This is a genomic window from Meiothermus sp., assembly GCF_026004115.1.
GTDB lineage: Bacteria > Deinococcota > Deinococci > Deinococcales > Thermaceae > Meiothermus.
The window spans coordinates 1361039-1373749 of record NZ_BPIM01000001.1 but is presented as its reverse complement, the minus strand read 5'-3'; the positions used below and the strand labels follow the sequence as shown (position 1 = coordinate 1373749).

Annotated in this window: 8 protein-coding genes and 1 pseudogene; 6 read left to right on the top strand and 3 right to left on the bottom strand. The window is 62.5% G+C overall.

Annotated features, from left to right (window positions below):
• The first annotated feature begins 68 nt into the window (after positions 1 to 68).
• The 3 genes from alaS (at position 69) to mltG (ending at position 4607) form a co-directional block, all read left to right on the top strand.
• Positions 69 to 2720 carry an alanine--tRNA ligase gene (gene alaS / locus Q0X23_RS06505; protein WP_297859553.1) on the top strand — a complete coding sequence of 884 codons (2652 nt, stop codon included), beginning with the start codon at positions 69 to 71 and terminating at the stop codon, positions 2718 to 2720.
• A 381-nt stretch (positions 2721 to 3101) separates the two neighbouring features.
• Positions 3102 to 3506 (top strand): Holliday junction resolvase RuvX, encoded by a 405-nt coding sequence (gene ruvX, locus Q0X23_RS06500; RefSeq protein WP_297859552.1) that lies wholly within the window; start codon positions 3102 to 3104, stop codon positions 3504 to 3506.
• 24 nt (positions 3507 to 3530) lie between these two features.
• Positions 3531 to 4607, top strand: a complete 1077-nt coding sequence (gene mltG, locus Q0X23_RS06495) for an endolytic transglycosylase MltG (protein ID WP_297859551.1) — start codon at positions 3531 to 3533, stop codon at positions 4605 to 4607.
• On the opposite strand, the gene Q0X23_RS06490 is transcribed toward mltG, so the two are convergent.
• The 3 genes and pseudogenes from Q0X23_RS06490 to Q0X23_RS06480 all read right to left on the bottom strand — a co-directional run bounded on the left by Q0X23_RS06490 (position 4604) and on the right by Q0X23_RS06480 (position 7426).
• On the bottom strand, positions 4604 to 5482 hold the full coding sequence (locus tag Q0X23_RS06490) for a restriction endonuclease (protein ID WP_297861179.1): 879 nt from the start codon (positions 5480 to 5482) through the stop codon (positions 4604 to 4606). The two genes, mltG and Q0X23_RS06490, sit on opposite strands and share 4 nt — an antisense overlap.
• A 52-nt stretch (positions 5483 to 5534) precedes the next feature.
• Positions 5535 to 6249: pseudogene (gene rlmB, locus Q0X23_RS06485) on the bottom strand (23S rRNA (guanosine(2251)-2'-O)-methyltransferase RlmB).
• Positions 6250 to 6313: 64 nt separating this feature from the next.
• On the bottom strand, positions 6314 to 7426 hold the full coding sequence (locus Q0X23_RS06480) for a type IV pilus twitching motility protein PilT (protein WP_297859550.1): 1113 nt from the start codon (positions 7424 to 7426) through the stop codon (positions 6314 to 6316).
• 249 nt (positions 7427 to 7675) lie between these two features.
• Between Q0X23_RS06480 and Q0X23_RS06475 the strand changes: the two genes are divergently transcribed.
• From Q0X23_RS06475 to Q0X23_RS06465, 3 genes are all read left to right on the top strand, one after another.
• Positions 7676 to 8110: a universal stress protein gene (locus Q0X23_RS06475; RefSeq protein WP_297859549.1), complete on the top strand. Its 435-nt coding sequence runs from the start codon at positions 7676 to 7678 to the stop codon at positions 8108 to 8110.
• Positions 8111 to 8141: 31 nt separating this feature from the next.
• Complete coding sequence (locus tag Q0X23_RS06470; protein ID WP_297861178.1) at positions 8142 to 8924, top strand: ABC-2 family transporter protein; 783 nt, start codon at positions 8142 to 8144, stop codon at positions 8922 to 8924.
• Positions 8925 to 8995: 71 nt separating this feature from the next.
• Positions 8996 to 12499 carry an AAA family ATPase gene (locus Q0X23_RS06465; RefSeq protein WP_297859548.1) on the top strand — a complete coding sequence of 1168 codons (3504 nt, stop codon included), beginning with the start codon at positions 8996 to 8998 and terminating at the stop codon, positions 12497 to 12499.
• Positions 12500 to 12711 lie beyond the last annotated feature (212 nt).

The following is a 12711-nucleotide window of genomic DNA, read 5'->3' as shown; positions in this document are numbered from 1 at the left end:
TCCCTTCGGTCGGGTTAGTTCGTCACCCTTCAGTGACGAACTAACCGAATCTGGTATGAGAGGCCACGATGAAAACCGCCGAAATCCGCGAGAAATTTCTTCAGTTCTTCGAGTCCAAGGGGCATTTGCGCCTGCCGAGCTTTAGCGTGATCCCCCAGGACGACCCTACGCTGCTCTTCATCAACGCCGGTATGACCCCCCTCAAGCCCTACTTTTTGGGCAAAAAACCGGTTTTTCCCGGCCACGAGGGCGAGTGGTATCGGGTGACCACCTGCCAGAAGTCGGTGCGCACCGGCGACATCGAGAACGTGGGGCGCACCAACCGACACCAGACGGTCTTTGAGATGTTGGGCAACTTCAGTTTTGGCGACTACTTCAAAAAAGAGGCCATCGAGTGGGCCTGGGAGTTCCTGACCGACCCAAAGTGGCTGGGGCTGGACCCCGAACGCATCTATGTGACCATCTACAAGGACGACGACGAGGCCTTCGAACACTGGACGCGGGTGGGCGTACCCCCGGAAAAAATCCATCGCTTCGATGCCGACGAAAACTTCTGGCCGCAAAACGCCCCCACCAAAGGCCCCAACGGCCCCTGCGGGCCGTGCAGCGAAATCTACTACGACCGGGGGCCCGCGTTTGGCAGCGATACCTGGGCCGACTACTACGAGACCCGCGAGTCCAACCGCTTTGTGGAGATCTGGAACCTGGTTTTCCCCCAGTACGACCGCAAAGACGGGGGCATCCTGGAACCTTTGCCCAAGCCCAACATCGACACCGGCATGGGCCTGGCCCGGGTGGCCATGGTCTTGCAGGGCGTGACCGACTTTTACGAGACCGACGAGTTCCAGCCCCTGATTGCCAAAATTGTGGAGCTGACCGGCGTCAGTTATGAAGGCCCCAGTTCGGTGGCGCACCGGGTGATTTCCGAACATGCCCGCGCGGTGGCCTTTATCCTGGCCGATGGGGCCCACTTCTCCAACACCGGGCGCGGCTATGTGGTGCGGCGATTGTTGCGCCGGGCGGTGCGCTTTGGCTACCTGCTGGGCCTGCGCGAGCCCTTCATGTACAAGCTGGCTGAGGTGGTGGCGGAGGTGATGGGCGGGGTCTACCCCGAGCTCAAAGAGAACCTCGAGAGCGTGCAAAAGCAGATCCGAATCGAAGAGGAGCAGTTTTTGCGCACCCTGGAAAGCGGCATCAAACGCCTGGACAGCATGCTGGCCGGCCTGCAGCCGGGCGACACCCTTGCGGGCCGGGACGCCTTCACCCTTTACGACACCTATGGCTTCCCGCTCGACCTTACGCTGGAGATTGCCGACGAGCGCGGCATCAAGGTGGACACCGAGGGCTACGAGAAAGCCCTGGAAGAGGCCCAGGAGCTGGCTCGTCAGCGCATGGCCTTCGACAAGGAACTCTTCAAAAAATCCAACGAAGCCCTGGCCGCCCTGGCCGCCGACTACGGGAGCACCAACTTTGTGGGCTACGAGAACCTGGAAGCCCAGGTCCGGGTCAAGCTCTTGCTGGTAGGCGAGCAGACCCTGCAAGAAGCCCCTGCCGGATCCGAGGTGCAGGTGGTGCTGGACAAGACCCCCTTCTATGCCGAAGGGGGTGGGCAGGTGGGGGATGCGGGCATTCTGGAGTGGGAGGGGGGCTGGGCCAAGGTTTCCACTACCCAGAAAAACCCCGATGGCATCTTTTTGCATCTGGCCCGGGTAGAAGAGGGCACCCTGAGGGCCGGCACGGTGGTGCGGGCTCTGGTGGACCCGCACCGGCGCGATACCGAGAAAAACCACACCGCCACCCACCTGCTGCACGCCGCTCTGCGGGCCGTGCTGGGCACGCACGTTCAGCAAAAAGGAAGCTACGTGGGGCCCGACCGCCTGCGCTTCGACTTTAGCCAGTTTGAACCCATTGCCGCCAAAGACCTGGCCCGGGTCGAGCTGCTGGTCAACCGCTGGATTCAGGCCGACTTCCCGGTCAGCTACACCTACAAGCCCCTGGAAGAAGCCCGCAAGGAAGGGGCCATGGCCCTGTTCGGTGAAAAGTACGGTGATGTGGTGCGGGTGGTGAGCGTGGAGGGCGCGGTGGACAACGTGACCTCCAAGGAGCTGTGCGGCGGCTGCCATGTGCGGCGCACCGGCGAGATTGGGGCCTTTGTGATTGTAGCCGAGGAGTCGGTGGCGGCGGGGGTGCGGCGGGTTGAGGCCCTCACTGGCAGCGGGGCGGTGCGCTACGTGCGCGAGATGCTGGATCGGGTAAACGGCTTGTCCCGCGAGCTGGGTGCGGCCCCCGAAAGCCTGCCGGAGCGGGTGCGCAAACTGCAAGACGAGCTCAAGACGCGGGAAAAGGAAGTTGAGAAGCTCAAGCTGGAGCTGGCTCGAGCCCAGCTTGGGGGCGGCTCGGCGGGGGCCCGGCTGCAGGAGGCGAACGGCTACACCTACCTGGCGGTGAAGCTCGAGGGCATCGAGGCCGGCGCCCTGCGCGGCGCAGCCGACGAGCTGCTGAACAAGTACAAGGCCGACCTGGTGGCGGTGGGGTCGGGGCAGAACCTGGTCATCAAGGTGGGTAAGGCCGCCCAGAGCAAGGGCCTGGATGCCGGCGCGGTGATGAAGAAGCTTTCGGAGGCCGCCGGGGGGCGCGGCGGCGGTAAAGGAGCGCTGGCCCAGGGCGGGGGCTTCGACCTGGACAAGGCCTTTGCGGCGCTCGAGGCAGCGCTGAGGTAGGGCCTACGACCCCCTCAAGACCGCTCCAGCCCCCCCGCATACCCCGGGCCAGGCGCCACAGGCCCTGATACCAGATTCGGTTAGTTCGCCGCCATCCGGCGCCGAACCAACAGGGCCGAAGTTATCCGCGTAGCGGAGGGCGATACCGCCCTTTGGAAGTTATCCGCGTAGCGGAGGGCGTAAGCCCCTTTGGAAGGGAGGCGCTTTTTTCGCCGACCGTTCGGGGGGGTGTGCTCTAGGATTCAAAAAGATAGCCTCTGGGGGATCTTTGGTTTGGATGATTATCTTTTTGAATCCGGAATCAGACGACAAAAGCACAAATTCGAAACTTGGCAGTGTATCCTCATTTTCTCTAGCCAGCCAGGCGAAATAATAGACAGGATGAAAGTAGTGGCGCTGGACGTAGGGGAAGCCCGGATTGGCCTGGCGGTCGGCGAGACGGGCTCACCCTGGGCTTTTGGCCGGGGCTACCTGGTTCGCAAGGGCCTCGAGGCCGACCTCAAAGCCCTGGCGGCCCTGGCCGAACAGGAGCGGGCCGAGCGCTTTGTGGTGGGGCTCCCCCTGCGCACCGACGGCAGCCTGAGTACGCAGGCCGAATCGGTGCTGGCCTTGGTCGAGGCCATGCGCGAGCAGGGCCTGCACGTCGAGCTTTTGGACGAGCGCTACACCACCAAGCTGGGTCAGCACCGCCTGAGGAACGCCCCCAAGCGCATCCGGCAAGAGAAGGGTAAGCTAGACGAAGCCGCAGCCATTGCGCTGCTCGAGTCTTATTTGGCAGGTGCATAAGCCGCGTATTTCGGAGTATGTAGCATGGATGAGCCCAACAAGACCTCCCTTTCAGAGACACCCCCGACGGCCCCCGACGGCCCCCGGGAACGGGGCAAGTCGCCCACCCGCTGGATTCTGCGGGGGGTGCTGTTCATGTTTGTGCTGGTGGCGGTGGTGTTGGGCTACGCCCTGTACCTGATGGGCCCTACCGGCACCACCGCCGAGATTCGAATTCCCAAAGGCAGCGGGGCCACCGCCGTGGGGCGTTTGCTCGAGCAGGCCGGGCTGGTGCGCTCGGGCTACCTGTTTGCTTTGTACCTGCGCTTTTCGGGGCAGGACAAAGAACTCAAGCCTGGCTACTACAAGCTCGAGGGCAAGGGTCTGCGGGCCATCGCCCTGGCCATCACCGACGAGTCGCGCCCCCTCACGGTACGCATCACCTTTCCCGAAGGCTGGCGGGCGGTGGACATGGCCCAGCGCCTGAGTGACAACAACCTGGACGGCCCCCGCTTCCTCGAGCTGGTTAATAACCCTACCGCCGAGCTGCGTCCCGTAGAGGCCAGTGGGCCCAGCCTCGAGGGCTACCTCTTCCCCGCTACCTACGATTTCCCCCTCGACTACACCGCCGAAGACGTAATCCGCGCCATGACCCGCCGCATGCAACAGGAGTTCACGCCCCAGGCCCTGAGCCGCCTGAAGCAGCTTGGGCTAAAAAGCATCCACGACTGGGTCACGCTGGCCTCCATCGTGCAGGCCGAGGCCGCCAACAGCAGCGAAAAGCCCGTTATCGCCGGCATCTTCCTCAACCGTCTGGAAATCGGGATGCCCCTCCAGGCCGACCCCACGGTGGCCTACGGCCTGGGCAAGCGTCTGCCCGAACTCAACCGCAGCGCGGGCGACTTCGAAAAGGACACCCCCTACAACAGCTACACCCGGCGCGGCCTGCCCCCCGGTGCCATTGGCAACCCCGGCGCCGAAGCCCTGCAGGCCGTTCTTAACCCCGTGCGCACCAACGACAAAGGCCAAAAATACCTGTACTTCCTGCACGCCCAGGGGCGTTTGTTCCTGAACGTGGACTTCCAGGGACATCTGCGCGATACGGCAAAGTACTATCGCTAGTCTTCCTCAAAAAAGTCTCTATCTACTCTTTTTATCTCATAGCGAGCAGCTACCGTGACGCCCACATTGTATTCAATCATGTATCGGGCCAGGGTCTCCCCATCTATCAATACGATATTCCCCAGCGTTTTAGCTGTTTCTTTGGCACTGCTTGAAAAATCTGATGTGGTAATGATTACACCCCGATTGGCTTTTTGTACCGCAAGACTTCCTGCAAAGGTGCGAACAACTTCGCTCGAAACGGTGTTGTTCCATCGCTTTGCTTGAATGTAGATGTTATCCAGGCCAAGCCTATCCTGTTTGATAATCCCGTCTATGCCATCATCGCCACTACGTCCTACAGCTTTTCCAGCATCGCTCACCGAGCCTCCATATCCCATGGCTACTAATAGTTGTACAACCAGTCGCTCGAAGAAAGCGGGCGAGCACTGCCTAACTCGATCCAAAAGGTCTTGTGCCAACTGCTTTTGAAGCAAAAGGTGTAGCTGCTCGAGTTGTTCGTCTGGCGTGCTAGTACTATTTTCCTCTCCACCCAACTCACCTTCGACCTCGGAGCGTTCCTTTTTTCTAAACTCAACAAACCCAGGAAACTGCCTGAGATATGTGTTATCTATCTCGGCAACTCCAGATTGCAAGGTCTGCACACCCAGTTGGGTGATCCGGAATCTCCCCCGTGCAGGAGACTCCAGCAAACCAGCCTTTGTCAAATAGGTTCTGGCCCATCCAACACGGTTTTCATACCGGCTCTGCCCCCCACTTGGCAATAGTTCTGTCCTTTCCTCTGGGGTCAGTCCAAATTGTTTTGCCAAAATCTCGTAGGCTTCATCCATGTTATGCTCCAGGCCATCGGAGGCAAGCCGGAGCAATGGAAGCATGAAGCGTTGATAGTTTGGTACAGGCATTTGTCCAGCATTGTATATAAAAAGCTCAAGTTCTGCGTCCCAATCGCACCTGATACAGCACCACCCCCAAGGCCACCGCCGCGTTCAGGCTTTCCGCCCCTTCGGCCAGGGGAATTTTGGCCAGCTCGTCGCAGTGCTCACTCACCAGGCGACGCATTCCCTCGCCTTCCGAGCCAATTACAATCGCCAGGGGGCGGCGGTAGTCCAGTTCGGCAATGGTCTTGCTGGCTTTGCCGCTGGTACCGTACACCCAGACCCCCTGCTGCTTAATTTGTTCCAGATATCGCGTAATGTTCTTGACCTGCACCAGGGGAATCTTGCGGGCCGTACCTGCCGAGGCTTTGAGCACCAGGGCCGATAAGGGCGCACTGCGGCGCTCTTCGGTCACCACCCCGTGTGCCCCCAGCGCAAAGGCGCTGCGGATCAGGGCTCCGTAGTTGCGTGGGTCGGTCACGCCGTCCAGCACCACCAGCAAGACCTGCTCGCCGCGCTGTTGGGCCAGGCGAAAGGGGGCCTCGGGGTCGGCATAGGTGGCTTCTTCAATCTCGGCCACCAGGCCCTGGTGCTGGGTGGTCTTGACCATCTGATCCAGCTCGATGCGGGGGTACCAGTTTGTATGGGGCCCTCAGCTTGTCCAGCTCCTTCAGGAGCCAGCTTTCCACACCTTTGGCTACCCAGACCTGCCCCACCTGCCCCTCGCGCAGAGCTTCCAAAACCGGGTTTCGCCCGTAGATAAGCATAGAAACAGTTTAGGGCAGAAAGGAAAACCCGCCCTAGGCGGGGTGGGCACTGGGTACATCGGCTTTAGTTGCTGTGTTGAGCGGAAGACTCATCAATAAGCGTCTGGCGGGCCGCATTGATTTGCAGGGCTTTCACCTTGACGTACTGGGCGCTGGTGGCGTGGGCCAGGGCAGTTTCCAGGTCAATCTGGTCGCGGGCATAGAGCTCGGCCAGGTGGTCGTCGAAGGTCTGCATCCCATCGAGGGACGAATCCTTGAGGGCCTCGTAGATTTCGTTGGTGCGGTCGGGGTCTTTGATCAGGTCGCGGATGCGCAGGTTACCCTTGAGGATTTCCATTGCACAAACCCGCCCCCCCTGCTTGCTGGGCAGCAAGCGCTGGGAGACAATGCCTACCAGCGACTCGGCAAAGAGGATGCGGGCTACCTCGCGCTCGTGCGGGGGGAAGAGGTCGAGCACGCGGTTGACGGTGCGCACGGTATCGAGGGTGTGCAGCGTGGAGAAGACCAGGTGGCCGGTCTGGGCCGCTTCCAGGGCTGCTGTTGCCGTGGCGTGGTCGCGAATCTCGCCGATCATGATTACGTCGGGGTCCTGGCGCATAGCCGCTACCAGCCCATCCTTGAAGCTGGGGGCATCCTGACCAATCTCGCGCTGCACCACGATGGAATTTTTGCCCCGGTGCAGGTATTCGATGGGGTCTTCCAGGGTCACGATCATTTTGGCGTGGTGCTGGTTAATTTCGTCGAGGATGCGGGCCAGGGTGGTGGACTTGCCCGAGCCGGTGGGGCCGGTAACCAGCACCAGACCTTTTTCCTTGTCGCGGAAGTAGTTGATGGTTTCCTGGGGCAGCGAGACTATCTTGAGCTTGCTCTCGTCGGAGTTGACCACCCGCATTACGCAGCTTACCGAGCCGCGCTGGCGGAACAGGTTGACGCGGAAACGGGCCACCCCCTGCACTGAGTAGGCCAGGTCTACCTGGTTGCGTTCGGCAAAAATGGCTTTCTGCCGCTCGTTGCACATCATATCGACCAGCGCGGCAGTGTACTGGGGCGTGAGGGGGCTTTGGGTGATGGGGCCAAGTTTGCCGTGCAGGCGGGCCATCAGGGGCAACCCCACGTGCATGTGGATGTCGGAAACCCCCCGGGCAACTAGATTGGCAAGCAGTTCTGGAAAGGTCATAGGCAAATGCGATTGTAGGAGGTCTTGAGCGGGCTGATCGGGCTTCTCAACCAGCGGACTGTTACGTTAATTTTGGTTATTTGCGCTTGACAGCCGGATGGGCGAATTCTCTTGTGTTTATCGGATTTTTGGCCCAAAATAGAGGGCGTTACGCGGTGGTACAGGAGCGTTACTTCTGGAATCTTCCGCAGGGGCTTTCGTCCTGACAGACGAAGGCTAGATTAGAGTCAGAAGGACAAGGAGGGCGTAATGTACAAAAAAATCCTGATGCCCACCGATGGTAGTGCTTGCAGCCAGAAAGCCATTACGGAAGGCCTCGAGGTCGCCAAAAGCATGGGGGCCAGCGTGACGTTCTTGTATGCGGTGGAGAACATCAGCTCGAGCCTGTGGATCAGCCCTGAAAGTGTGCCCTATGGCCTCGAGCTGATCGAAGACCTCAAGCGGGTAGGGAGCGAAGCCCTCAGCAAGGCCGCCGAGCTGGCCCAGACCGCCGGGGTCGAGGCCGAGACCAAGCTGGTGGAGGCCAAGCCGGTAGACGCCATCCTGGCCGAAGCCAAGAACCACGACCTGATCGTGATGGGCACCCACGGGCGCAGTGGGCTGGATCGCTTCATGCTGGGCTCGGTGACCGAAGCGGTGTTGCACCGCTCGGACAAGCCGGTGCTGGTGCTGCGGAGCAAGTGACCCAGAAATACCGTCGTAAACTAGAGGGGTGCTGCGCAAGCTGCGTGCCCTCTTGACCGTCTGGTACGCCTACTTCCTGGAATACCGCGCCGAGGTGCTGCTCTGGGCCCTCTCGGCTATGCTCCCCCTGATTCTGATGGGGGTCTGGACGCAGGCTGCCGAAAGGGGCAGCTTTGCCCTTTCGGCAGAGGAGTTCGCCCGCTATTTTCTATGCGTGTTTCTGGTGCGCCAGCTCACCATCGTGTGGGTGATCTGGGAGTTCCAGGACGACGTGGTGCAGGGGCGGCTCTCGTTCAAGCTGCTGAAGCCCATTGACCCCGGCTGGGATCACCTGATGCAGCACGTGGCCGAGCGCCTGACCCGGCTGCCCTTTGGGCTCGTCATTGTGGCGGTTTTTCTGCTGGTCTATCCGCAGGCTCGCTTCGTGCCCGAGCTGGAAGGTGTGGTGTTGGGGCTGGTGGCCTCGGTGGCCGCTTTTCTGTTGCGCTTCCTGATGCAGTACACATTCGCCATGCTTTGCTTCTGGACCGAGCGCGGGGCCGCCGTGGAGGAGCTGTGGTTTATGGCCTATCTCTTTCTTTCGGGTCTGATTGCGCCCCTGTCGGTTTTCCCCGAAGCCGTCCGCAGTATTGCACTCCTCACACCGTTTCCCTACCTGGTCTACTTCCCGGCGGCGCTGTTTGCGGGGCTGCCGGTAACGGGCAGTGTGGCCCAGGGGTTTTTGGTGCTGGGGGTCTGGTTCGCGGTGTTCTGGATAATCAATCGCTGGCTGTGGCGCAAGGGGCTCAGGCAGTTCTCTGGCATGGGGGCTTGAGTAGCCCAGATATGGTGGAGACAGGTCATAACAGCTTCATGACGTCGTGTGGGTTATCCTGAAAACAAACTATGTCCGGGGTTCGTCTGCGTTTGCTGGGAGCGCCTGTGGTGGAGCAGGCGGGAAGGCCGCTGGCGCTGCCCACGCGTAAGCTGTTGGGGCTGCTGGCCTATCTGGCCCTGGAAGGCCCCACCCCCCGGAGCAAGCTGGCCGGGCTGTTCTGGAGCGAGCAAGATGAGGCCACCGCCCGGAGCAACCTGCGGCGCGAGCTCAACCGGCTGCGGCATACGCCTATTGCAACCCTGCTGCAAACAGACCGCGACATGCTGCAACTGGGGCCTATCCAGACCGATGTGGCCGCGTTCCGGGCGCATCTGAAGGAAGGGGAACTCGAGCCCGCCCTGGCCCTCTACCGGGGGCCGTTGCTGGATGGGCTGGAGCTTTCGGGCGCGGAGGGCTTTGCCGAATGGATCGAGGCCCGGCGCGAAGAACTGGCCCACCTGTGGCGCGAGGCCCTGCAAAGGCAAGCTGAACGCCTCGAGGCCGCCCACGACCTGCGGGGGGCCCTCTCGGCGCGGCTGGGGCTCCTGCGCGAAGACGAACTGCAAGAACTGCACCACCGCGAGGCCATGCGGCTGCACGCCCTGCTGGGCGAGCGGGAGGCTGCGCTGGCCCGCTTTGCCCGGCTGAAAGATCTGCTCCGGTACGAATTACACCTAGAACCGCTGCCCGAGACCCTGGAACTGGCCCGCCAGATCGAGCAGGGAACCCTTGCCGCTCCCCCACCCCCGCCTGCACCGACCGGTATAGGCCTCGCGCTTGACCCTCCCCTGATCGGGCGCGAGGCCGAGTGGGCCCGTATGGAAGCCGCCTGGGCGGCCGGGCAAGCCATCTACCTCTGCGGGCCAGCGGGGGTGGGCAAGACCCGGCTGATGCAGGAGTTTGCCAGGCACAAGGGCCCCTTGTTTCTCCTGCAAGCCCAGCCCGGCGATAGCGGCATCCCCTACGCCTTCTACACCCGGGCCATTCGCCAGTCCTTGGCCCAGTTTCCCGGCCTGGAGCTTCCCCCCTGGGCACGGCGGGAGCTTGCCCGGCTTGTGCCCGAGCTGGAAGATGCGCCACCTCCCATCACCACCCCGGAGGGCAAGCTGCGTCTGTTGGAGGCCATCACCGAGGTGATCCGGGCCCTGGGGCGGCGAGGCGTGCGGAGCATCGTGACCGACGACTTGCAGTTCGTGCAGGATGCCGCCAGCAACGAGGTGGCCGCCTACGCCCTGGGGCGGCTGCTGCCCGAGGGGGTGCTGCACCCTCTGGTGGCCTTCCGGCGGGAAGAGCTGAACCCCCTCATCCTGCAGACCATCCAGCAACAGGTCCTTCAGGGTCAGGCCATCCTGATTGAGCTGAAGCCGCTCTCTGAGACCGACCTCCTGCGGCTGGTGCGGGCCTTATCGGGCTCGAGCGGCGCGATTCGCTTCACCCAGCGCCTGCACCAGGCCACCGGGGGCAACCCGCTGTTCGTACTGGAAACCCTCAAAGCTTTGTTCGAGTCGGGGGCGCTGCAGGTGGGCCCCGAGGGCTGGCGCACCCCCTACGACCAGGAGACCAGGGACTATCGCGAGCTGCCTTTGCCCGCCTCGGTGCAGGAAGCGGTGGCCCGCCGCCTGCAGGGGCTGGGGGCTGCACCCCAGCGGCTTCTGGAGGCGGCCAGCCTGACGGGCGATGGTTTTGGCCTGGAAGAGTTGGAAGGGGCCACCGCCCTTTCGGAGTGGGAGAGCCTGGAGGCCCTGGAGCAAGCCCTGGCTGCGAATCTGCTCCAGCCGCAGGGGCCCGGCTACGCCTTTAGCCACGATCTGGTGCGGCGCTCGATCCGGGAGGGTTTGGGTGCCCAGCGCAGGCAGTTGTTGCATCGCAAGCTGGCCCAGGGCTTAGAAAGGCAAAGCGGCAACCCCGCCCGCATTGCCGAGCACTGGGAGGAAGGTGGAAAACCTCAAGCGGCCATCCCCTGGCGCATCCGGGCCGCCGAGGCCGCGGTGCGGATCTATGCCCACCGGGAGGCCCTCGAGCAGTACCAGAAAGCCCTGGCAGACGGCGCAGAGGGCCGGGTGGCCTTCGAAATTCGGCGCGAACAGGCCCGGCTCTGGAAAACCCTGGACGAACGCGTCCCCTGGGCCGAGGCGCTAAGCCACATGCAACAACTGGCCTCACAACTGGGAGATACCGCCTTGCAAGCCGAAACCCGGCTGGGCTGGGCCGAGCTCCACCTGCTTTCCGCACGGTACGCCGAAGCCTTGCAGCAGGCGAACTTGGCGCTGCAAGACCAGCCTCTGCCTCCTGCGCTATCGGGCCAGGCGCATTATCTGGGGGGCCGGGCCCTGGCGGCGATGGGCGATCTCAGGGCCGCCGAATCCCGTTTACAACAGGCCCTTACCCACCTGCCGCAGGATCTTCTTACTCTGGACATTTACGACTGGCTGAGCATTTTCGCCTACCGCCAGGGCCACCTGGAAACCGCCCTGCGCTACACCGAAGCCGAGCGAAGCCTGGCCCAGGCCCTGGGCAGCCGCACCGGGCAGAACAACGCCCTGCAAAACGCCGCCACCTTCACCGCGGCCCAGGGACACTACGAGCAGGCGGTGCAGCTGGCCGAACAGGCCATTGCCGAGGCCAGGGAGATAGGGGACGTGACCCTGCTGCGCTATGCCCTTTTGAACCTGTTTGCCATCCACTACCAGCGCAGCAACTTCGAGGCCGCCCTGGGCCCCCTCGAGGAGGGCCTGCAAAGCGCCCGCGAGCCGCAAAACCCCGAGATGGAGGCCAAGTTTCTCAACAACCTGAGCCTGGTGCACTGGTACCGAGGGGCGCTGGGGGCCGCTTACCGGGCGGTATCCCAGGCCCTGGAACTCAGCCAGCAAAGCGGGCACCAGGCCGACGCCCTGTTCTACCAGGTGGTGCTGGCCGACGACCTGCACTGGCTGGGCCGGCCCGCCGAGGCGGCGGCCATGCTGGCCTCCGCGGCCGAGTCCACACGGGAACTGGGGCTGTGGGGCCGAGTGCCCTGGGTCGAGACCCACCTGGCCCGCTGCGAGGTCTCGCTGGGGCAGCCCGAACAGGCCCTAAAGCGGCTCGAGCGGCTCTCCCAGGAGCCCCGCCTATCCGACTTTCTGAACCCCCCGCGCATGTCCTGGGTGGAAGGGCTGGCCCGGCTGAAGCTGAACCAACCGGCATTGGCTTTGCAGGCCGTGCAGGATGCACACTCCGACGACCCCACCACCACCTCGCAACTCTGGAGCGTTCGGCTTTGGGCCCAGGCCCGGCTGGGGCGGGTTTCCCCCGAAGACCTGCAAAAAGGCCTCGAGCTGCTGGAGGTCCAAGGGATACCCCCGCTGGAAAAGCTCTCGCTGCGCCAGGCAGTGATGGTGGCCATGCGTGCCCGGGGGGATTTGAGCCAGGCCCTGGACCAGCAACGCCTGGCAGAGCAGGGCTTGCAGGCCCTATCCGGGAGCCTGAAGGAGTATCCGGAGCTGAAAGATGGATTCTGGCAATGGTACGCATTTCATCCAAACGTTACTCCCTGAATCAAGCCGCCCTATAACTTCAGAGCGAAAATAAAAGCGCTCCAGAGCATTTTTAGTTACGTAATACCAGATTCAAAAAGACAGTTTACAAAACCAAAAACACTAGAGGCTGTCTTTTTGAATCCTAGAGCACACCCCTCCCTTGAGTACCGGCGCTAGCCGGGGGCCGATGGCCCTTCACTGACGGTCGGCGAAGGAAGCGTCTCCCTTCC